General features: G+C 27.6%; 20 protein-coding genes. 10 read left to right on the forward strand and 10 right to left on the reverse strand.

Going from position 1 to position 21794, the window contains the following annotated elements; genetic code table 11:
• Nucleotides 1-773 precede the first annotated feature (773 nt).
• Nucleotides 774-2099: a Na+/H+ antiporter NhaC family protein gene (locus tag U880_RS0104240; RefSeq protein WP_024654897.1), complete on the forward strand. Its 1326-nt coding sequence runs from the start codon at nucleotides 774-776 to the stop codon at nucleotides 2097-2099.
• A gap of 31 nt (nucleotides 2100-2130) precedes the next feature.
• Here the strand turns inward: U880_RS0104240 and U880_RS0104245 are convergent, their stop codons facing one another.
• The 5 genes from U880_RS0104245 to ylqF form a co-directional block, all read right to left on the reverse strand.
• The gene (locus U880_RS0104245) at nucleotides 2131-3180 is read right to left on the reverse strand and encodes an ABC transporter substrate-binding protein (RefSeq protein ID WP_024654898.1); all 1050 of its coding nucleotides are present in this window, start codon (nucleotides 3178-3180) and stop codon (nucleotides 2131-2133) included.
• Between the two features lie 17 nt (nucleotides 3181-3197).
• Nucleotides 3198-3989, reverse strand: coding sequence for an ABC transporter permease (locus tag U880_RS0104250; RefSeq protein ID WP_024654899.1), 792 nt, complete (start codon nucleotides 3987-3989; stop codon nucleotides 3198-3200).
• A gap of 16 nt (nucleotides 3990-4005) precedes the next feature.
• Nucleotides 4006-4803, reverse strand: a complete 798-nt coding sequence (locus tag U880_RS0104255) for an ABC transporter permease (protein ID WP_024654900.1) — start codon at nucleotides 4801-4803, stop codon at nucleotides 4006-4008.
• A gap of 5 nt (nucleotides 4804-4808) precedes the next feature.
• The gene (locus tag U880_RS0104260; RefSeq protein WP_024654901.1) at nucleotides 4809-5852 is read right to left on the reverse strand and encodes an ABC transporter ATP-binding protein; all 1044 of its coding nucleotides are present in this window, start codon (nucleotides 5850-5852) and stop codon (nucleotides 4809-4811) included.
• Between the two features lie 86 nt (nucleotides 5853-5938).
• The gene (gene ylqF / locus U880_RS0104265) at nucleotides 5939-6790 is read right to left on the reverse strand and encodes a ribosome biogenesis GTPase YlqF (protein WP_024654902.1); all 852 of its coding nucleotides are present in this window, start codon (nucleotides 6788-6790) and stop codon (nucleotides 5939-5941) included.
• A 142-nt stretch (nucleotides 6791-6932) separates the two neighbouring features.
• Here ylqF and U880_RS0104270 point away from each other — a divergent pair, with 142 nt between their 5' ends.
• On the forward strand, nucleotides 6933-7619 hold the full coding sequence (locus U880_RS0104270) for an N-acetylmannosamine-6-phosphate 2-epimerase (RefSeq protein ID WP_326942974.1): 687 nt from the start codon (nucleotides 6933-6935) through the stop codon (nucleotides 7617-7619).
• A 46-nt stretch (nucleotides 7620-7665) separates the two neighbouring features.
• Nucleotides 7666-9225, forward strand: coding sequence for a PTS transporter subunit EIIC (locus tag U880_RS0104275; RefSeq protein WP_024654904.1), 1560 nt, complete (start codon nucleotides 7666-7668; stop codon nucleotides 9223-9225).
• Between the two features lie 27 nt (nucleotides 9226-9252).
• Here the strand turns inward: U880_RS0104275 and U880_RS0104280 are convergent, their stop codons facing one another.
• From U880_RS0104280 to U880_RS0104290, 3 genes are all read right to left on the reverse strand, one after another.
• Complete coding sequence (locus tag U880_RS0104280) at nucleotides 9253-10239, reverse strand: alpha/beta hydrolase (RefSeq protein ID WP_024654905.1); 987 nt, start codon at nucleotides 10237-10239, stop codon at nucleotides 9253-9255.
• 12 nt (nucleotides 10240-10251) lie between these two features.
• Nucleotides 10252-10776 (reverse strand): transcriptional repressor, encoded by a 525-nt coding sequence (locus U880_RS0104285; protein WP_024654906.1) that lies wholly within the window; start codon nucleotides 10774-10776, stop codon nucleotides 10252-10254.
• 91 nt (nucleotides 10777-10867) lie between these two features.
• Nucleotides 10868-12559: a hypothetical protein gene (locus U880_RS0104290; RefSeq protein WP_024654907.1), complete on the reverse strand. Its 1692-nt coding sequence runs from the start codon at nucleotides 12557-12559 to the stop codon at nucleotides 10868-10870.
• 223 nt (nucleotides 12560-12782) lie between these two features.
• Here U880_RS0104290 and groL point away from each other — a divergent pair, with 223 nt between their 5' ends.
• From groL to U880_RS0104320, 6 genes are all read left to right on the forward strand, one after another.
• On the forward strand, nucleotides 12783-14417 hold the full coding sequence (gene groL / locus U880_RS0104295) for a chaperonin GroEL (protein WP_024654908.1): 1635 nt from the start codon (nucleotides 12783-12785) through the stop codon (nucleotides 14415-14417).
• A gap of 59 nt (nucleotides 14418-14476) precedes the next feature.
• Nucleotides 14477-14773, forward strand: a complete 297-nt coding sequence (locus U880_RS0104300) for a hypothetical protein (protein WP_024654909.1) — start codon at nucleotides 14477-14479, stop codon at nucleotides 14771-14773.
• Nucleotides 14774-14788: 15 nt separating this feature from the next.
• Nucleotides 14789-15112 carry a preprotein translocase subunit YajC gene (yajC, locus tag U880_RS0104305; protein WP_024654910.1) on the forward strand — a complete coding sequence of 108 codons (324 nt, stop codon included), beginning with the start codon at nucleotides 14789-14791 and terminating at the stop codon, nucleotides 15110-15112.
• An 80-nt stretch (nucleotides 15113-15192) separates the two neighbouring features.
• Nucleotides 15193-16956, forward strand: coding sequence for a protein translocase subunit SecD (gene secD, locus U880_RS0104310; protein WP_024654911.1), 1764 nt, complete (start codon nucleotides 15193-15195; stop codon nucleotides 16954-16956).
• On the forward strand, nucleotides 16940-17836 hold the full coding sequence (gene secF, locus U880_RS0104315; RefSeq protein ID WP_024654912.1) for a protein translocase subunit SecF: 897 nt from the start codon (nucleotides 16940-16942) through the stop codon (nucleotides 17834-17836). Before secD ends, secF begins: the two co-directional genes overlap by 17 nt.
• 23 nt (nucleotides 17837-17859) lie before the next feature.
• A complete protein-coding gene (locus U880_RS0104320) occupies nucleotides 17860-19011 on the forward strand; it encodes a hypothetical protein (protein WP_024654913.1) in 1152 nt (383 codons plus the stop codon).
• Here U880_RS0104320 and U880_RS0104325 read toward each other — a convergent pair.
• Nucleotides 19008-19856 (reverse strand): DnaJ C-terminal domain-containing protein, encoded by an 849-nt coding sequence (locus U880_RS0104325; protein WP_024654914.1) that lies wholly within the window; start codon nucleotides 19854-19856, stop codon nucleotides 19008-19010. The two genes, U880_RS0104320 and U880_RS0104325, sit on opposite strands and share 4 nt — an antisense overlap.
• A gap of 137 nt (nucleotides 19857-19993) precedes the next feature.
• Here U880_RS0104325 and psgB point away from each other — a divergent pair, with 137 nt between their 5' ends.
• Nucleotides 19994-21118, forward strand: coding sequence for a HemN-related non-iron pseudo-SAM protein PsgB (psgB, locus tag U880_RS0104330; protein WP_235048007.1), 1125 nt, complete (start codon nucleotides 19994-19996; stop codon nucleotides 21116-21118).
• Here psgB and rpiA read toward each other — a convergent pair.
• Nucleotides 21105-21791: a ribose 5-phosphate isomerase A gene (gene rpiA / locus U880_RS0104335; RefSeq protein WP_024654916.1), complete on the reverse strand. Its 687-nt coding sequence runs from the start codon at nucleotides 21789-21791 to the stop codon at nucleotides 21105-21107. The genes psgB and rpiA overlap by 14 nt on opposite strands.
• Nucleotides 21792-21794 lie beyond the last annotated feature (3 nt).

Consider the following 21794-nt stretch of genomic DNA (forward strand, 5'->3'; position numbering starts at 1 on the left):
TTAATTTTATTTCAAATAATAATTTTATATATAATTTAATTTATTCTATTTTTTGCATTAAGTTTTTAGATTTAATATGAATTTTTTAATTAAAGCCCATTAATATTTTGTTTTATGCTATAATATTGGAAATATATATCTAAAGTTTGTTATTTGTTTTACTTTTTCTTGGATGGGAGATGTTGCAAGGAAATATTTATAGATATATTGAAAATTTAGTATAGATTTGTGATCCTTTATATCTTATGCAAGCTTATGCAAATTAGCCAGAGGAAATATTGTAAGTCTGGGTTATAATCTAGATATTATTGAATGGCAAATTTTTATTATGATGAGTAAATAAGTGGTTAGGATAAATTGTTAAGATTGAGGATTGAGTATGGGATGATGACTTGACAAGATTTGTATAATTATCAGTTTGTTTTGTTATAGTGAAATAATATCTTCTTATTTGTTAATGTGTTTGTATACTGTGGTTCGTAGTAAGAAGACAAGGTAATATTTATTGATAATATTTATTGATATGAGTTCTTCTGTCTAAAAAGTGTTTATTTGTATTTTACAGGTCTCAAATTTTTATTAGGTAATTGTAGTTTCAATTTATTAATTGTTTTTATGATTTTACTTATAGTTTATTTTGAGATAGATAAAGGTATTTTTTGATTTTTATTAAAAATTAAATTTATTGAGATTTCTTAAAATTAAAAAAGAAAGAGATCCAAATAGATCTAGATAGTAATTTCACCAATTTGTGAATTATATAGGGGGTTAAAATGAATACAGATAGTCATATAAAACCAAATTTTTTTGGGCTTGTTCCTTTTCTTGTTTTTATTGTTGTTTATGTAGGAACGGGAATAGTTTTAGAGATTCAAGGTGTAGAGATGGCTTTTTATCAAATGCCACCAATAATTGCTATGTTATTAGCTGTGGTCACGGCATTTCTTTTATTTAAAGGTTCATTTATAAATAAATTGAATGAATTTGTTGAAGGGTGTGCACAGAATGATATTATATTTATATCTTTTATCTTTATGATTTCAGGTGCTTTTTCTGCTGTTTGTAAAGAAATAGGTAGCGTTGAAACCGTAGCAAATATTGGTCTTAAATATATACCTGCCAATTTATTAGTAGCTGGAATATTTTTAATATGCCTTTTCCTCTCTACAGCAACTGGTAGTTTTCTTGGAACTGTTGTTGCTATTACCCCAATTGGGTTTGAGATAGCGGATAAGAGCGGCATTCCATTGCCAGTGGTTGCAGGAGCTGTTCTTGGAGGTGGTGCTTTTGGTGATAGTATGTCTTTAATATCAGATACAACTATTATTGCAAGTCGTACCCAGGGAGTTAAAATTATAGATGTTTTTAGAAATGGTGCTTTTTTTACATTTCCTGCATCTATTTTATCAACCGTAGCATTTGCTATTTTAGGTTCTTATATGGGTGGTATTGGGGCTGAAATTGAACTTGGTGATATAAATTATTTTAAAGTAATTCCTTATCTTTTTGTTATGATTTTTGCATTCTTAGGAGTAGATGTTTTTTTAGTTTTATTTTTTGGAATATTGATTGCTGGATTTATTGGTATTTTTAATGGTGATTTAACTTTGCTTTTAATGGCTCAAAAGATTAATGAGGGACTTTTGGACTTAAGTGAAATGCTTATTATTGTTATTTTTACAGGTGGAATTTCTTATATGACTATTAATCATGGAGGTTTTGAGTGGATTTTAACCAAACTAAAATATTTAGCTAAATGTAGGAGAAGTGCTGAATTTACAATTACTTTTTTAATAATTATGGTAACAGGGTTTTTATCAAATAGTGGTCTTGCAATTTTAGTTAATGGGAGTGTTACTAAGGGAATATCTGAGGCCAATTCTGTTTGTCCTAAACGTTGTGCAGCATTGCTTTCAATTTCTTCTTGTGCTTTAATTGGTGCGTTGCCATATGGAATGCATATGATAAGTGTGATGAATATTGCAAAGGGAGCCATATCTCCACTTGATATTATGCCATTTTTGTTTTATCAAGTGTTTTTAGGTGTTATTATTATTTTTTCTATAGCCTTTTTTAAATTGAAAAAAATCAGTTTTTAAATTTAATAGGCACTTTTTTAAAGTGCCTATGTTAAGATGATATTTCTATATATATTCTCATTTGTTCTTCTTTCACTTTTTTAGGTATTCTTTTAAATACTTCATGTTTTGAAAAATTTTTTGGAACAAATCTATCATCCAAATATAGCTTCATTTCAGGGTTATTTGTTGCTTCTGATTTTAATCGTGTAAGAACATTTTTGTTTGGAGAATTATATTTTGTTTCTTTAAAGTTAGCATAAGATGCTTCGTTTTCATAAAGAAAATTTATAAATTTATAAGCAAGCTCTTTATTGGGTGCGTCTGATGGGATTGCAAGGACATCAAACCATAGATTTGTACTATTAGGTATGTAAAAATCTAAATTTGGGTCTTTAAGCATAGCGTCTATGGCTTCTCCGCTCCATGTTAGTTGAATAGATGCTTCACCGTTTAGCATTAGTGATTTTGCAGCAATATCTGAGAAATAGCCTACTACTAAGGAGACTTGGTTTTTTAGTAGTTTTTCAGCTTCTTTTATGATAGGTATGTTGTGCTCATTTAATGAATAACCAAGCTTTTTAAGTGCAACCCCGATATTTTCTTTTGGAGAATCTAACATTGCAATTTCTTTTTTATATTTTTCATTAAATAATATATCAAATTCGTTCATGTCATTTATATCAATTTTGTTTTTATGATAAAGTATTCCTAGTACTCCCCAAAAAAGAGGTACAGAATAAAGGTTTCCAGGGTCATATTCTAGGTTTTTTAATTCATCCAATATATTTTTTGTTACATTTGGTAGTTTTGAATGATCTAAAAGTTCAATTTTGTTTTCATCTTTTAAATCGCCAATGAGATATTCTGATGGAACTATGATATCATAATAATTTTTTGTGCTATTAAATTTTGCCATCATTTCTTCTGTATTGTTGAAACAATCATAATTTATTTTTACATTATGTTCTTTTTCAAATTGAGCTAGTAAATTTTCATCAATATATTCTGCCCAGTTAAGGATATTCAGAACATTTTGTTTTTTTTGTGAAGAACAAGACACAATCATTAAAATTATTATAAGTATTAAAGTTTTTTTCAAAATTAAACTCCTTTTAATTAAATTTCTGTATCTACCGTTAATTTTTTAATTCCTACGCATTTGTTGATAATGAATAAAAGACTAAGTATTACGAAAAATAGTATTGAGGAAATGGCATTAATTATGGGTTTTATTCCTCTTTTAGTTAAAGAATTGATTAATATTGATAAATTATTAAATCCTTGCCCTGTTGTGAAAAATGATATTAAAAAATCATCAACCGATAACGTAAATGCAATAAGTCCCCCTGTTGCTATACTTCCAATTATTTCTGGGAGTATTATGTTTGTAAAAATTTGGGTTTCTGATGCTCCTAAATCACGAGCTGCATCAATAATATTGTCTGAGAGAGAATATAGCTTGGGTAGAATTATTATTATTATATAAGGTGTTGAAAAGATGATGTGTGACATTAACATTGTAGAGAATCCTAATTGTATTTTGATTAAAGAATAAAATGTCATTAGGCTAATTCCTGTTACAATGTCCGGATTAATTATTGGTATTTTGTTAATTGATAAGAGTATGGTTTTTATTTTTTTATTTTTGATTTTGTAGATACTGTAAGCTCCTAAAATTCCAATTATAATAGAAATTAAAGATGATATTATTGCTACCAGTAAGGTATTATATATGACAATTTTTATTTGTTTTGATGCAAATACCTCTTTGTACCATTTTAAGCTAAATCCTTGAAAAAAAAATCCATTGTCTCCTGAGTTGAAAGAATAAATTATTAAAATTATTATGGGAGCATAAATAAAACTAAGTGTCCAAAATAAAAAAGTATTTTTTAGTATTTTCAGCATGTTAATACCTCATATTTTATTCTGTTTTTTGCATTAATTTAATTATTGTTAAATTAAATATTACTATGACTATCATTAAAATAAATGATATAGCAGATCCTGTGTTCCAGTCTGGTACAAATAAAAATTGTTTTTCAATTAAATTTCCAATTAAAATTTGTTTAGAACCTCCTAGAAGATCTGAGATAATGAACACTGTGATTGAGGGAATAAATACCATTATTATTCCTGTAGCAAGATGTGATAATGTTAATGGTATTTTGATGTAGATTAATATTTGCCACATTTTAGCTCCAAGGTCTCTTGCTGCTTCGATGTATTCATATTTTATTTTTGAGAGTCCTATATATATTGGTAAGATCATAAATGGTAAAAAATTATATATCATACCAATTATTACAGCTTTTTCATTGTAAAGTAAATCCATGGGTTTAAATCCCATTGCTATAAATAAATTATTGATAATTCCGTTTTTTCCAAGTATTCTAATCCAAGCATAACTTCTAAGGAGGGTATTAATCCACATAGGGAGTATTATCATTATTATTAAATTGTTTTGAGTACTTTTTTTTGACATAGATATAAACCATGCCGTAGGATATCCAATTAATATGCAAAAAATTGTTGTAATTAATGCAAAATTGATACTTCTTGAAAAAATTCTTAAGTAACTTGGTTCTAATAATCTTATAAAATTTGCAAATGTAAATTCGTTTCTTTCATTAAGAAATCCTAAAGTTATTATTATGAGTAAAGGGAAGATAATGAAGATTAATAAGAAGAGACTATATAATGTTAACATTATTTTATTCATACTTATTATTCCTTACACATTACATGAATGTCATCGGGGCCTAGTGAAATGTCAACTTCTTCACCAATTTTTGTCAATTTTGTACTTTGGACTAACCAATTAGACTTTTGAATTTCTAATGTCATTTCGTAGTGTACACCCTGAAATATTGCGGAAGTTATTACACCACTTAAATGCCCTTGACCTTTTGGTAATATTTTTACATCTTCTGGTCTGATTACAAGGTCAACAGATTCATTATTTTTAAATCCTTTATCAAGACATTGAAAATTTTTTCCAAACATTTTCACTACAAATTCTTTTTCATAAATTCCTTCAAAAATATTGCTTTCACCAATGAAGCTGGCTACAAATTTTGTTTTAGGTTCGTTGTAAATCTCTTCAGGTGTTCCAATTTGAAGAATTATTCCTTCATTCATTACTACTATTCTGTCGCTCATTGTTAATGCTTCTTCTTGATCGTGTGTCACATAGATAAATGTTATTCCGAGTTTTCTTTGAATTTTTTTAAGTTCTCTTTGCATTTCTTGTCTCATCTTTAAGTCTAGAGCTGAGAGAGGTTCATCTAATAATAAAAGTTTTGGTTCCATAATTATTGCTCTTGCTATTGCAACTCTTTGTTTTTGTCCGCCTGATAATTCATTAATATTTCTATATGCGTATTTTTGCATGCCGATTAATGAGAGTACTGTTTTGACTTTTTCTTTGATTAAATTTTTATTTAATTTTTTTATTCGCAGTCCAAATGAAATATTGTCAAAGACATTCATGTGTGGAAAGAGAGCATAGTTTTGAAATACTGTGTTGATCTCTCTTTTATTAGGTGTGATTTTTGAAATCTCTTTTGATAAAAAATAAATTTCTCCTTCTTTTTGATTTAAAAAACCACCTATTATTTTTATTAACGTTGTCTTTCCGCATCCTGATGGACCAAGTAAGGTAATAAATTCATTTTTTTTTATTTTTAAATTAATTGAATCTAGAGTTTTATTATTACTATCTGTGTAATAATGTTTTAAATTTTTAATCTCTAGGATGTAATTATCCAACTAATGGGACCCTCCTTTTTGTATGAGCCTATTATAAGCCACATGAGACTAGATTATACTTTATATTAATGTTTATGTAAATGATTTTATTTATTGCTATTATCAGGTCTTAGGTCAAGTATAATTTTTCCAAATTTTCCTTCTCTGTATTCTTTTATAAGTATTTTTGATGCACTCTCAATATCCATTCCATATTTTTTATTAATAAATCCTCTTATTTTTGCAAATTCTTCTAAAATTTTGAGTGCGTCTGTTGATATTATATTATATTTTCCTATCAATTTGGTTTTATTTTTTGTATGCATTTCTTTAAGTAGATATAAGGCAAGTTCTGTATTATCTATAATTTCATTTTTGATCATGTCTAATATTGCTAATTTTTTTGCTGTTTCTTGATTTTCTAGGTTGTGCCATAATATTCCTGGCATGTCAAAGAGATTAATATCTTCATTTACTTTGAGTATTTGTATATTTTTTGTGTGTCCTGGTTTGTTTGCAACACTGGTACTTTTTTTGCCTACTAATAGATTAATTATTGATGATTTTCCGACGTTTGGAACTCCAATTACTAAGACTTTTATTTTTTCTTTATAAGTTTTAATTTTTTTTATGTTAGCTATTTTTCTTATATTGTTTATTATTTGTTTTTTTATTCCTTTTTTATATATGTTTGTGATTAGTACATTATTACCAAGAGTTTCAAAATATTTTTTCCATTTTAGAATTTCTCCTTCTTGGACAAGATCTGATTTATTTAAAAGTATTATTTTATCTTTATTTGAGTTTTTGATTATTGCTTCTATTAGTGGGTTTTTGCTGCTAAATGGAGCCCTAGCATCAAGTATTTCTAATACAATGTTTGTTTTTTTGATATTTATCTTTATTAACTCTAAGGCCCGTTTCATATGACCTGGAAACCAGTTGATTTTATTTGACATTGTTAAATTATATCCTAATTTAATTGTATGTAAAATATATGTTTTTTTTATGTTAATTTGTTGATTAATTGTATCTTTTGTAAAAATATTATAAATTTATATCCTTAAGCTTTTTTAGATGATTGTGTTTTAGGAGGTTTGTATTATTAAAAGAGGTCTTATTGTGTCTTGTCAAGCACTTGAAGGAGAGCCATTGCATAGTAGTTTTATTATGTCTAAGATGGCTTTGGCGGCAAAAATGGGAGGAGCTATTGGAATTAGAGCTAATGGTGTTCTTGATATTCGTCAAATAAAATCAGAAGTTGATTTGCCCATTATAGGTATTATTAAGAGAGTTTATCACAATTCTTCTGTTTTTATTACGCCTACTCTTAAAGAAGTTGATGAACTTTGTGATGAAGGGGTTGAAGTGATTGCTCTTGATGCTACTTTTAGGAATCGTCCCGATGGGCTTTTGTTATCTGAATTTGTGAATAAAATTAAGGAAAAATATCCTAGTCAATTATTAATGGCAGATATTGGGTCTTTAGATGAGGCTTTAAATGCAGATCATCTTGGTTTTGACTTTATTGGTACAACTTTGCATGGATATACAGAAGATACTAAGGGATTTAATATTGCTGATAATGATTTTGCCTTTTTAAAAAGTTTACTTAAATGTAATTTGAAAGCAAAATTGATAGTTGAAGGCAAAATTGATACTCCTCTTAAGGCTAAGAGAAGTTTTGAGTTGGGAGTTTCTTTGGTTGTTGTAGGTGGAGCTATTACACGACCTATGGAAATTACCAAAAGTTTTGTTGATAAAATAAATGAGGTTACAACAATTTAATAGTATTTTTAATATTTAGATTTTTTAGGTATATAGGAGGGTTTTTATGGGGAAATTTTTTCAGAATGCCCAAAAATTTGGTCGTTCTTTTATGTTGCCTATTGCCATTCTTCCTGCGGCAGGATTATTTTTAGGGATTGGAGGTGCTTTTTCCAATCCGGCAACTATTAGTGCTTATACATTTTTAAATGTATTTTTTCTTCAATCAGTATTTAACATTATGCGTACCGCAGGTGCTATTATTTTTGTTAATTTGCCACCAATATTTGCAATTGGAGTTGCTGTTGGGCTTGCAAAATCGGATAAGGGAACAGCAGGGCTTGCGGCTTTTATTGGGTATCTTGTTTTAAATTCTACAATTGGTATTTTAGTTGAGATGTTTGGTAAAGTTGAAGATTTCTCAAATGGAGCTGTTGGATTAATCCTTGGTATTAAGACTTTAGAAACAGGTGTTTTTGGTGGCATTATTGTTGGTATTATGACTTATTGTCTTCATAATAAATTTAATAAAGTTGAATTTCCAAGAGTACTTGGATTTTTTTCAGGATCTAGATTTATACCGATAATAGTTTCTCTCTCAAGTATTTTTCTTGCTGTATTGATGTTTATATTTTGGCCATTTATGCAGTCTGGAATTAGTATGGTGGGTTTATTAGTGGATGCAACAGGATATATTGGTACTCTTATTTATGGTATTTTTTTACGAATGCTTGGTCCTTTTGGGCTTCATCATATATTTTATTTGCCTTTTTGGACAACCGGTATTGGTGGTTCTGAAATTATTAATGGTAAACTGGTAGAAGGAACTCAGAACATTTTTTTTGCAGAACTTTCATCTCATAGTTCTGATAAATTTTTTATTGGAACTAGTCGTTTTATGAGCGGAAGATTTATTACTATGATGTTTGGATTGCCTGGAGCTGCTCTTGCACTTTATAGACTTGCAAAACCTAATCAGAAGGATAAAATTTTTGGTCTTTTGTTGTCATCAGCTTTAACTTCCTTTTTAACAGGAATTACAGAGCCTCTTGAATTTTCTTTTCTCTTTGTTGCACCGGTGCTTTATGTAGTTCATGCTGTGTTTGATGGGTGTGCATTTATGGTTGCTCATATTTTACAGATTACAATAGGTCAGACTTTTTCTGGAGGATTTATTGATTTTGTTCTTTTTGGGATTTTACAAGGAAATGCAAGAACAAATTGGGTTTTAGTTCCAATGGTAGGTTTTTTTTGGTTTTGGCTGTATTATTTTAGTTTTGTTTTTTTAATATCTAAATTTGATTATAAGACCCCTGGTAGAGAAGATGTTATTAATGCTCATGATTCGTTTTCTTCAAGTAAAAATGGAGTTGTAGGGGGAAGTGATATTAGTGTGCAAGTAGTTATGGGTCTTGGAGGACGTGATAATATTATTGAACTTGATTGTTGTGCTACACGACTTAGAGTTACTGTAAAAGATTCTATGAAGGTTTCAAAGAGTATTTTGGAAGATACTGGAGCTAAGGGAATTATTATCAAGGATAATGGTGTTCAAGTGGTTTATGGGCCTGGAGTTAGTGTTCTTAAAAATGAAATTGAAGAGTATCTTGATAATGAAGGAAATTAAAATTTTAAGCAAGTGTATGTTTTTATATCACTTGCTTTTTTTTATGTTTTGAATAAAATCGACAGCATATTTTGTTAAATAAGATGTATTTTGTGCACTTCTATAACTGTGGTTTCCTACAGGAACATGAGAATGAGGACTTTCAACAAGAATTATTGGAATCGATTGTTTGTGCCCTCCATAATTATTTATAAAATTATTTATTTCCTTAGAATCGACTGTAGGATCATTTGGGGAATAAGCTATTGTGAGTGGAGTTTTAATTTCTTTAAAACCATTAATATTAATTAATTTAACAAGACCCATCATTGCAATTATTGAATCAATTTGTCGTATTGGCGAATGAAATACGTTGACCTTTGAGTATTCTATTCTTTTATTTTGTCTTATCTCAGGTTCATTATACCCTCCTGTTATTAAATAAGCAATTTGACGTCCCCAAGGGTAATAAATTAAATTTGTTCTTTTATCTTTAGGATAGATATTAGGTGATATTAAAACGGCAGAATGTATTTTGTCTTGATAGTTTTTTAATGCCCAAATGACACAAGCACCTCCGTTTGAAGTTCCAATAAGTATTAGTTTTTCTCCTATTGATTGGCCAATTTGGATGGCTTCATCGATGTCTCGTAACCAGTCTTTAGTATTAACCCCTTTAAATGCATTTTTATTGTCGATGCCGTGGCCTTTAAGCCTTGTAAAGAAAATATTTGCTTTTAATACTTTAGCTATATTGTTAGGAATAGGATAAATTTCATTTTTTGATGCTCCAAACCCATGAATATATACCACTGCATATTGTGTTTTTTCCTTTTCTTTATTCCATATAATTTCTTTTTTTGTGTTTTCTACCAAATTGAATTTAGACTCTTCGATGAGTAGGTATTGATCAATTTCTTCAAGTTTGCTTGGAATTTGAGTTTTATCAAATTCATTTCTAAATTTTATTTTTGGTCCTACTATTATTAATAAAAATAAAAAAATAAAAATAAAAATGGCGTTTTTAATGTTCATATATTTTTTCCTTTAATGATTGTCATCATTTGTGTTGTATTGTTCTTGTTCTTGTTGAGATTCTTGATGACAATTATTACATGATCCTGAATAAATAATTTCAATGGATTTTGTTTTCCATTCTTCTCCAAGTTTGTCTTTCAGAATATCTTTAATGTCATCAAGTTGTATTGGATAAACTTGATTGCATTTGTTGCATTTAAAGTGCGCTATTGTAGAAGTCAAACTTAGATAAAATCTTGTTTCTTTTTGGTCTGTTGTTTTTATATCTTTAAGAATGTTGCGTTCTTTTAAGATATTTAATGTATTGTATACTGTTGCTTTTGATAAGCTTGGTATTTCTTTTATGAGTTTGTTATAAATTTCTTTTGCTGTAAAATATTCTCGTGGATTTGATGCAATATGTAAAATTATTCTATTTCTTGAATGTGAGGCTTTCATGCCCAACTCTGTTGTTAATGATTTTAGCAAGATAGGGTCATTAGTAATTCCGACTTTTTCTAAAGTAGAATGTACCTCTATTGTATTGTTGTTCATATATAATACCCTTTATTATTTAAGATTAAGTACTTTAATGTCCTTATAAAAATAATTTTATAACGGTTTATTAATATTTTGCTACTGATAGCTATTTATTTTCATTTTTTTTTATATTTGGATAAAAAAGTAAAGTTTTTATTTTTGAGTTTATTTTTATTTTATTATCAAAATTATTATTATTTGGTAATAAGAGTAAATTTAAACTCAAAGAATAATTTTTCAAATCCTCAATTTTTACTTTATTATAAGATCCTCCTATATTTAGGATAAACCACCTTTTAAAGCCTTTTTTTGAGATTTTGTAATTTATTGTATATATAACACATTTTTCAATGTTTAAAAAACTTATGAAAAAATTGCTGTTTTGATCGCTTCCTTTAGATATTAGGAATTCTGTTCCATTAATATATCCTTGAATATCTTTTTTTGTTTCAATGATTTTTTCATAAGTGTCAAGATCATTGTATCTTGCAGTAATTTTTAAGTTTGTCCCTCTTTCAATTTCAAATATGGGTATTTCTAGACTTGAATATTCAGTTAAGTAATTTGTATTATTTGTCTTTAGCTTTTTATTGTTACAAGTTATAACAGTAGTAGGCCATACTAGTTTGAGAGATATAAAAAAGCTTGCAAGATTTTCATCCAAAAAGAAATCGATTATTGATTTTTCTTTTGCGTTGAAATTTAAATATTGTCTAATACCTATAATTTTTTCATTTGAGAATGAAAATGAACTTTCAATAATTGGTTCTATAATGATTTCTTTTTTAGATAGAATTTTAATATAGGTTCTACAGGAATCTAGAAATTCAGCGTTTTTTTCTTTATATTTGATCCTATTTAATTTGCCTTCTTTAAATTTTACATAATATTTTTCATGGGCTAATGTAAAATTACCCTCCATATTATATTCTAGATTTTTGCTTGTAATAGGTTCTGGATTTTGTGATTGGTTTTCAAAATTTTTGTTAGTTAAAAATTCTTTTAAAGAAGCTTCATTTATTTGATATTCTTTGAGTCTTTTATTTTGAAATTGTAGTACCAATGCTTGTTCTTTTAATGAATTAAATTCTGGAATTTCTAATAGTTCTGTGTTTATTTTTTTACCCTCTAGATTTTGTATCTTAATGCTATAAAAATTTGTGTCTAATTCTTTTAAAGAGAGCAAGAAATTTTTTAATACTTGATTATCATAGATGTCTTTAATTTCATGGAAATAAATTAGTGAGTCTGTATTTTGTTTTCTTATATCAGGTTCTTGTATTTCTGATAAAAATTGACAGTTGTTTTTATAGAAAACCAAATATTTTTTGTTATTTTTTGCAATCCTTATTCCTTCTATATAATTAAAATTAAGTTTTCTGTATAATTCAAGTACTCTTTTTCTTAGTTTTTCCATATTATAGAGATAAAATGTATTAGGATTATCTTGAAATAAATCTTTGTATCCGCTTTTGAATGGGTTTTTTAAGGCCCAGTACATATCTACATGTATTTCATCATGTAGCATGTATTCATGAGGACTTCCACTATATGTGCTTGGAATGTATATATCTTCGTTATTTTTAAGTCTTTTAAAAAACCATTCATTTAATTCAGAATTTAGTTTTAAAATTTCAAAAAAATATGTTGGGAATGTCCAATGTATTTTATAGGTTAGTTTTTGACTTTCAATTAAGTATTTGGCATTTGATAAAATGGAATATAATTTGCTCTCAGCAAATGAAGTTATTGAGACAATAATAATATAAGTTTTTGAATTTCTAGCTTTTCTAAACATCATAAAAAATCTTTACATAAGTATATATTAAATTAGTATAAATGGTATTGTTTTTACAGTAAATTACTATAGATAGGTTTCTTTATTTTTTATTATTTTGGCTTGATTAATGAAACAAAAAAAATTATATTTTTATAGTGATTATGTATGAAGTTCATGTTAACTTTATAATGTGCTATTTATTATTTAACTTTAAATTTTATACTTAAAAGGAGTAAAATTTATGGCTAAGGACATATATTTTAATGAAGATGCGAGAAAGAGTTTGCTTAGCGGTATTGAAAAATTATCAAATGCTGTAAAGGTCACTCTTGGTCCTAAAGGGAGAAATGTTTTAATTGATAAAAAATTTGGTTCTCCTATTGTTACAAAAGATGGAGTTAGTGTTGCTCGTGAAATTGATCTTGAAAATTCATTTGAAAATATGGGAGCGCAACTTTTAAAAGAAGTTGCAATTAAGACAAATGATTTGGCTGGAGATGGAACTACTACGGCTACTGTACTTGCTTATGCAATTGCAAGAGAAGGACTTAAAAATGTTTCTTCAGGAATTAATCCAATTGGAATTAAGAAAGGGATAGATCATGCTGTGGCTTTAGCTGCTGAAAAAATTCGCAAATCTGCTAAAAAAATTACTACCAAAGAAGAAATTGCGCAAGTTGCATCTATTTCTGCAAATAATGATACTTCAATAGGTGAAAAAATTGCGGAAGCAATGGACAGAGTTGGCAAAGATGGGGTTATTACTGTTGAAGAGTCAAAAACTTTTGATACTACAATTTCTTATGTTGAGGGTATGCAGTTTGATAGAGGATATTTATCTCCTTATTTTTCCACAAATAAAGAAAATATGAGTGTGAGTTTCGATGATACTTATATTTTGATATGTGAAAAAAAAATTAGCACAATTAAAGAACTCTTACCAGTGCTTGAAAAAGTTGTAAATACAAATAAGCCTTTGTTAATTATTGCTGAGGATATTGAAGGAGATGCTCTTGCTGCACTTGTTTTAAATAGTGTACGTGGTGCTTTGAAGGTTTGTGCAATTAAGGCTCCTGGATTTGGTGATAGACGTAAAGCAATGCTTGAAGATATTGCTATACTTACTGGAGGAGTTCTTGTTAGTGAAGAACTAGGACTTACTCTTGAGAATATTGAACTTGAACAACTTGGTCAAGCTAAGTCAGTAAAAGTTGACAAAGATAATACTACTATTATTAATACTGGAAATAGAGAACAAATACAAGAGCGTGCTGCACTTATTAAAAAGCAAATTGAAGAGACAAGTTCTGAGTATGACAAAGAAAAATTACAAGAACGTCTTGCAAAACTTGTTGGTGGTGTTGCTGTTATTAATGTTGGTGCTGTTACTGAGGTAGAACTTAAAGAGAAAAAACATAGGGTGGAGGATGCTTTATCTGCAACTCGTGCTGCTGTTGAAGAGGGTGTTGTTCCTGGTGGTGGATCGACTCTTATTGAAGTTGCTATGTATCTTGATACAGTTGATGTAAGTAAGCTTAGTTATGAAGAGAAACAAGGTTTTGAGATTGTGAAAAGAAGTCTTGAAGAACCAATGAGACAAATAATCTCTAATGCTGGATTTGAGAGTTCTATTTATATTCATCAGATTAAGACTGACAAAAAAGGACTTGGTTTTGATGCAGCAAGTTTTAAATGGGTTAATATGATTGAGAGTGGTATCATTGATCCTGCTAAAGTTACAAGAAGTGCTCTTCAAAATGCAGCTTCAATTGCAGGGTTGTTGTTGACAACTGAATGTGCTATTACTGAAGTTAAGGAAGAAAAGAACAGTGCTGGTGGCAATTATCCTATGGATCCAGGAATGGGAATGATGTAAGTTAATCCTTTTTCAGATTTCTCTTTTGTTAGAGTTTCTATTGTTATAAGGAGCAAAATTTGAGTGAGAATGAATTTGTATTTTGTATAGGTTATGATGGGATTAGGGCTATAATAGATAAAGAGCTTTTAGGTCAACATAAAGATAAAAGTGTGGAAGAGCTTTTTAATCTTGGATTTTATAGAAGCGCTTTTAGTAAAGCGCTTTATAGGAAAGATGATGCTCTTATTGATTATTTGATTAAAAGATATAATAACATTAGTAACTCTGCTTATAGTAGAAAAGAGGAGCTTGAGCTCCTCTTTGGGGTAATTTATCCGGATGATATTGCTAATATAAAAGTTACTTATGTTTAAAAATTAGGAAATTTTATGTTTTTATTACAAGATTTTAGTCATAGTAGTAGCTTCTTTAGAAGCTTATTAGTTTTTGTCCCCGTAATAGCTATATTTTGGTTTTTGGTAATATCTCCTCAACGTAAAGAAGAGAAAAAAAAGAAGGAAATGCTGAAAAGCCTTAAAAAGGGTGATAAAGTTTTAACCATAGGTGGAATTTTTGGAGTTGTTAAGAGGGTTGATGATTCTGAAGTTTTGCTTGAGCTTAGTGAAACTTCAGAGGCAAAATTTGTAAAAAGTTCAATTGAGAAGGTTGTTTTTGACGAAATTAAGGATAAAAAATTAAAAAATGAGAAGTAATTTGCAATTTTAATATATAATGTTAACTTGACATAATAATTTAATTTTAACTTGACATAATAAGGATAAGGGTATTATTTATGAATAAAGTCTCTAAATTGATATTAATACTGTTTGTAACTTCTTTTGCTTATTTTTTAATATTTCCTACTCTAAAGTGGTATTTTTTTACTAAAGAGAAGGATAAACAAATTAGTTCATATTCAAAAGAGGCTTTAAGAGATTATTCTAAATCGCAAGCTTTAAGTTCTCTTGTTAAACTTAAGGAATTGTATCGAAGAAATCCTAAGGATCAAATTCCAGATGATTTGAAGTATTTAATTCCAGTTGCAAAAAATAATTATAAGACTTATGGAAGAGAATTTCCCAAATCGTTTCATGATATAGAAGCATTAAGGGGTGGTTTTTTAACTGATTCTGATATTGAAGAACTTAGTCTTGAAATTTATAGATATTATGAAGATATCAAGCGAAATAAAAGCAAAATAATACAATTGGGACTTGATTTATCTGGAGGAGTAAGTGTTACTATTTCTCTTGATTATTTAGAACTTGAACAAAGATTAGGAAGAACTTTAAGTGTTCTAGAAAAGGAAGAAGCTATTGGTCGTACGATGCAAATACTTAAGGAAAGAGTAGATACTTTTGGACTTACAGAACCTAAAATTACAAGAGAAGTAGGTGGAAATAGAATTTTTTTAGATATTCCAGGAGAGAAAGATGAGAAGCGTGTTGATTCTCTTTTGGGTGGTAAAGGAAATTTGATTTTTTATGTTGTTGATAGTGATGCCACTTCTGTTCTTAATTCTAAGATATTAGAAGCCGGTCCCCTTTATTCTATACATGATATTAAAAATAGCATGAAGCTTGATGATAGTAAAAAAATTTTTCCCTGGTATATAAAGGATGCTTATGGAGTTGATGATGAGGCTAGAGTTCGTTATTATGTTGTTGATTTTGGTATTGACAATTCTTTTGATGGATCTCATATTCAAGATGCTGGAATTTTAAGTGATCCTAAAACGGGAAAGGATATGGTTACATTTAATTTGGATAATGAGGGTAGTGAGAAGTTTTTTGCTTTTACTCAAAAAAATGTTGGAAAAACTTTAGCTGTAGTTATGGAAGGTAAAATTAAGTCAGTAGCCAATATTAATCATGCTATTGCTGGTGGAAATGTATCAATTCAAGGAGATTCTTTTGATAAAAAGGAAGCACAGGAGCTTGCATTTGTTTTTAAAACAGCAGCTTTTCCTGTTGAGATAAAAATAGATGATTTAAGGATTATTGGTCCTACTATTGGAGAAAAAACAATTGAACTTGGCATAAAGGCTTCGCTTCTTGCTCTTGTGTTGGTCTTTTTATTTATGTTTGTATATTATAAAACAAGTGGTTTTGTTGCAGGATTTTCATTAGTTATTTATAATTTATTTTTAATATTGGCAATTCTTTCTGCGTTTAATTTTACTTTAACTCTTACAAGTATTGCAGGTTTGGTGTTAACAATGGGTATGGCTGTTGATATTAATATAATTATTTATGAGAGAATTAAAGAAGAGATTAGAAATGGTAGAAAATTTGAAAGAGCATTTGAAGATGGATTTAAAAAAGCCTTTTGGGCAATAATGGATTCAAATGTTACAACATTTATAGCTGTGCTTTTCTTAACTCTTCTTGGAACAGGGACTATTCAAGGTTTTGCTTGGTCTTTGTCTATAGGGATTGTGGCATCACTTTTTAGTAGTTTAGTCTTTTCAAGGTTTATTTTGGAATTGATTATATCTTTTAATAGAAACAAATGTGTAAGTATTTCTTGGAGTTCAAATTATGCAAAAGGTGTTTAATTTTTTAAAATATGGAAATAAAGCTATTATAGCTAGTTTTTGTATGATTTTTTTAGGTTTTATTTACACCTTTATGTATCATGGTGGTTATAATTGGGGAGTAGATTTTTCTTCGGGTGTAAATATTAATTTTGTGATAGATAAAGCAGGTATTAAGGATTCTGATATAAAAAGAGTGCTCTCTCCATTTTATAAAACATTTGATGTTAATGAAATTATTGCAAATGACTTTAAGAGTCATTTTGATATTATAATAAAGTCAGAGGTTACTGATTATTCTTTGAAAAAAGAAATTCATAGTATTTTGCTAGATAAACTAGGTACTGAGTTTGATGCTAATGTTGAAATTCTTGATTCTTATTTTATTGATTCAAGATTTTCATCTGTTTTAAGGACAAAGTCTGTTTTGTTGGTTTGTTTAACATTTGCCCTTATTTTAGTTTATGTAGCGTTACGATTTAGGTTAAGTTATGCTGTATCATCAATATTTGCAACTATGCATGATATACTTTTTGTGATTGCTTTTTTAGGTTTATTTAGAATAGAAATAAATAGTTCAATAATTGTTTCTATATTAACAATTATTGGGTATTCTTTAAATGATACGATCATTATTTTTGATAGAATTAGAGAAAATTCTAGGAATATGACAGACAGTTCATTTTTAAATGTTTTAAATATAAGTATTAATCAAACTTTATCAAGGACCATTTTAACATCTATTACCACATTTGTTGCTGTATTTTCTATATACATATTTACTGAAGGTGCTATTAAGGATTTTTCTTTGATATTTATGGTAGGTGTTGTTGTTGGTACTTTTTCTTCGGTTTTTGTAGCTTCTCCTATTCTTTTAAGTTGTTATAAAAAAATCAAATAGATATTTTGTTATAATATTATGATATGAAGTTTTTTGATTTTGGTTCATTAGGATTTTATAGGTTTTTTGATTTTCAAAAGCATCTCAATTTTAGTATTTTTAGATATAGTTTAATAAATTACTATTCTTACAAAGAACAATCAACTCTTATTAATGATGCTAATTTGTTTAAAAATAAAATTGTTTTTTTAGATAAAATTCGTAAAGATATCACAAATATTACCTACATTTCTTCAAAAGAAAATGATAATTTAAGTGTTAATAAGACAATATTTTGTGATACTTTGAATGACATTAAAAATTTAATCAAAAAATATTATCCAGAATCAGAATTTTTAGATTTTGAATGTGATGTCCTTTTGGATGATGAGGATACTTTTGATAAATTTTTAGATAGGCTTAGATATTTAAATTTTAAGGTGGATCTTAAAAAGAAGATTGAAGAATTTGATAGACATAATAAAACACCATATTCTTGTATTAAGATTGCAACTTATTTTATTAAAGAAGAATTTTTAGAGAGACTTGAACATTCAATTGATTTTTTTGTTAATGAAGCTAATAATAGTAGTTTAGATTTAATTAATAAAGAAATTGATGAGTATTGTGAAAAGGTAGAGCAGGTCAAAGTAAGTGAATATATTAAAGATACGCATAAAAAATTTGTTATGGAGTATGCAAAAGAAAGAATATCAAAAATTATGAAAGAGCATAGTCTTGATATATCTAAATTGCTTGTTAAAATTTCTTTGTTGGATATTATTATTAATTGTTTTGAAAGCTATTATTTAAATTTATTAGAGGTTCTTAATATGCTCTTGTCAATAAGTAACATCATTGAGATTGGCTTGGATGAGTTACCTGATGCCATTTTTAATGAATGGAATGAACTTATCTATTTACGTAGAAAGGAATTTCAAAAACTTGTTTTGATATCAGATTATGTTTTTCAAAAAAGAATAATATCTACTATAAATTCTGGAGCTTGGAAATTTACTTTCTTTAGCCTTTCACCTCGTCAAGGTGATGTTATTCAGTTCACAGTTGATATTAATAAAAGTTTTAGTAATCTTGAAGAAGGTATTAAGGAATATGAACTTAAAATAGATAAACTTAATAGCCTAAAGCTTGATTGGGAGAAAAGTTTAAAAAATTTTGAACAATTATTTGTTTAAAATTTTTTATTATATATTTCTTTTAGCTTTTCATATATTATTTTAACTTCATCATTAATAATTGGTGGTACATCTACTATTAATTTAACCTTAAGATCTCCTTTAATGGCATTTCCAAGAGCAGGCATTCCAAGACCTTTTAAGTTAAGTATTTCTCCATTTTTTGTGTTTTTTGGAATTTTTATTTTTATTTTTTTACCCTCGATTGTCTCAAAGATTTTTTCACTGCCTAAAGCTATTTCCCATGGATATACGTTAATTTGTGTTTCTAAATTTCGTTCCTTTAGTGTAAAGTTTTTATAACTTGATATTTCAAATTTAATAATTAAGTTACTTCTTTTGCCGGAAATTGGATTGATATTTCCCTTGCCATTGAATTTTAATTTGGTTGTATCAATTGTGCCTTTTGGTATATTAATTTCGATTTTTTCATTATTTATTAATATAAATTTTTTGCTTCCCATATAAGCATCATATAAAGAAATTTTAATAGTTATCTCTTTATCTTGAATTTTTCCTTTTGTAAATTCTCCAAAAATATCAGAAAACAAATCAAAATTGTCAAAGTGTTGAAACCCAGAATTCTTAAATCCTTTAGTAAATGAGTCTGTATTAAAGTTATTGTGAAAATCTGCATTTCCAAAATTGTCATAATTGGATTTTTTTTGAGGAGATGATAAAACTTCGTAAGCTTCATTTATTTCTTTAAATTTTTCTTCTGCAAATTTGTTTTCTTTATTTTTATCAGGGTGATATTTAATTGCTAATTTTTTGTAGGCTTTTTTTATTTCTTCTGTTGTAGCGTTTTTATTTACTCCAAGTATGTTGTAGTAATCTTTAGACATTTAAACCTCTTGTTTTTATTTCCTATTTTATATTGCAGTTAGTTAAATTCATTATACTTAATGCTATGATTATATATATATTATAATTAAACTTAAATTTTTTAAAGGTTATTTATATAGTATTGAATTTTTTGTCTTTGAAAGAGATAAGTATTTATATTGATTTTGGTAAGTGTTTTAGTTATATTTTTTATGAAAAAGTACTTCGTGAGTTGTCTTATTATTTAGAAGTTTTGGGATTTCCAAAAGTTAAGACTCTTTATATTAAATATAATGATTTAAGATTGGTTGATGTTTTTGAATTAGAATCTTTTTTAACATCTTTGTCTGAAAAGTTGAATTTTGTTGATTTGGATGAATTTACTTTTGAATTGCATTCTGGAAATATTACAACGTCTGTTTTAACAGTTCTAGATAATTTTTTTGTCAGTAGAATTAGTCTTGACGTCAAAAGTTTTTCTTCAAAATTCTTAGAAAAGATAGGTATTTTTGGAGTATCTATTGATAAAGTTAATGCTGCTATTGAAAATATTCATCAATTTAATTTTGATTTGAATATTGATTTTGATATTAATATTTTGTATCACAACAAAACAAATCTTAAGAGTGATTTAGTAAAAATAATATCATATGCTCCTGAACATATTTCTCTTTCAGAAATTTTGATTGATAAGAGTAATTGTATTGTTGATTCTATTAGTGATGCTTATAGTAATTATGATGATATTAGGGGTGAAGATTTATGGTTTTATGCTTTTGATTTTTTGGAGTCTAATGGTTATTTAAATTATGAAATTTCAAATTTTGCCTTAAAAGGATATGAGAGTAAACATAATTTGCGATATTGGGAACTCAGTCCATATTTAGGCCTTGGCTTACAAGCTGTTAGTTTGCTTTTTGTTTCTGAGAATAATGGTCTTAGGGCTGTAATTAGGAAGGATGATAATTTTTTGTATGGTATAGAATCTTCTGCTACTTTTGAAAATTTAAGTGATTTAGATTTTTTTATTTATCATTTCATTACAAATCTTGGTACCAAGCGAGGTCTTGATATATCTATTTTGAAACGTAGATTTATATATCATCAGGAGGATTTTTATAAATTTATTGATTACCTTTTAAGTTTAAATAAATCAGTTATTTTGAGTAATGATATTCTTTATTTGGAGCAATGTGAGAGGTTTAAATTGAATTTTTATTTGCGATTGATAGAAGAATATTTAATTGTTAATTCTTTTAAAGTGAGCTTTAAGTTTCTTTAATTTGTCCATTTTGATAGTATATGATTTTAGTATTTTGATGATTAAAAATACCAATTTCAAGTATTCCAGGGAGTAATTTAAAATATTTTTCAGTTCCTTTAGGATTTTCAATATTCATTTTTATGTCTAAGATATAATTATTATTGTCAGTAATTAGTGGTCCTGCTTTAGATTTACATGTTCTTAGAACAGGATTAAAGTTCATTTTTTCTAATTTGGCTTTAATAAATGCAAGGGAATTTGGGGCAATTTCTATTGGTATTAGTGTTTTTTCTCCTAATTTTTTTACTATTTTAGTTTCATCTGCAATGATCAATAACTGATGAGAATTATATGCTACTACCTTTTCCATTAAGTGAGCTGCACCACCACCTTTAATTAAGGCTTTTTTATCTAATAGAACCTCGTCAGCTCCGTCAATTGTAATATCTATATTTTTGTTAAGTTTTGTGAATTTAGATTCGTAAGCAATATTTTCTTTTGCAAGTAAACATTTTGTGTCACTACTTGTTGGATAAAATGTGAGATTTTTTAAAGCACCCGATTTTATTTTGTAACTTAAATATTTAATTGCGTAAAAAACAGTTGTTCCTGTTCCAATTCCGATGAACATGTTGCTTGTTACATAATTATCAATTGCATATTTCGAGATCAATTCTTTTTGTTTTTCCATTTT

This window comes from Borrelia hispanica CRI (assembly GCF_000500065.1).
In the GTDB taxonomy this organism is placed as follows: Bacteria; Spirochaetota; Spirochaetia; order Borreliales; family Borreliaceae; genus Borrelia; species Borrelia hispanica.

What these genes read in the sequence shown, in the direction of transcription:
- U880_RS0104240 (WP_024654897.1), top strand. Translation starts at nt 774, where the DNA reads ATGAATACAGATAGTCATATAAAACCAAATTTTTTTGGGCTTGTTCCT.
- U880_RS0104250 (WP_024654899.1), bottom strand. Translation starts at nt 3,989, where the DNA reads ATGCTGAAAATACTAAAAAATACTTTTTTATTTTGGACACTTAGTTTT.
- U880_RS0104255 (WP_024654900.1), bottom strand. Translation starts at nt 4,803, where the DNA reads ATGAATAAAATAATGTTAACATTATATAGTCTCTTCTTATTAATCTTC.
- ylqF (WP_024654902.1), bottom strand. Translation starts at nt 6,790, where the DNA reads ATGTCAAATAAAATCAACTGGTTTCCAGGTCATATGAAACGGGCCTTA.
- U880_RS0104275 (WP_024654904.1), top strand. Translation starts at nt 7,666, where the DNA reads ATGGGGAAATTTTTTCAGAATGCCCAAAAATTTGGTCGTTCTTTTATG.
- U880_RS0104280 (WP_024654905.1), bottom strand. Translation starts at nt 10,239, where the DNA reads ATGAACATTAAAAACGCCATTTTTATTTTTATTTTTTTATTTTTATTA.
- U880_RS0104285 (WP_024654906.1), bottom strand. Translation starts at nt 10,776, where the DNA reads ATGAACAACAATACAATAGAGGTACATTCTACTTTAGAAAAAGTCGGA.
- U880_RS0104290 (WP_024654907.1), bottom strand. Translation starts at nt 12,559, where the DNA reads ATGTTTAGAAAAGCTAGAAATTCAAAAACTTATATTATTATTGTCTCA.
- groL (WP_024654908.1), top strand. Translation starts at nt 12,783, where the DNA reads ATGGCTAAGGACATATATTTTAATGAAGATGCGAGAAAGAGTTTGCTT.
- yajC (WP_024654910.1), top strand. Translation starts at nt 14,789, where the DNA reads ATGTTTTTATTACAAGATTTTAGTCATAGTAGTAGCTTCTTTAGAAGC.
- secD (WP_024654911.1), top strand. Translation starts at nt 15,193, where the DNA reads ATGAATAAAGTCTCTAAATTGATATTAATACTGTTTGTAACTTCTTTT.
- secF (WP_024654912.1), top strand. Translation starts at nt 16,940, where the DNA reads ATGCAAAAGGTGTTTAATTTTTTAAAATATGGAAATAAAGCTATTATA.
- U880_RS0104320 (WP_024654913.1), top strand. Translation starts at nt 17,860, where the DNA reads ATGAAGTTTTTTGATTTTGGTTCATTAGGATTTTATAGGTTTTTTGAT.
- U880_RS0104325 (WP_024654914.1), bottom strand. Translation starts at nt 19,856, where the DNA reads ATGTCTAAAGATTACTACAACATACTTGGAGTAAATAAAAACGCTACA.
- rpiA (WP_024654916.1), bottom strand. Translation starts at nt 21,791, where the DNA reads ATGGAAAAACAAAAAGAATTGATCTCGAAATATGCAATTGATAATTAT.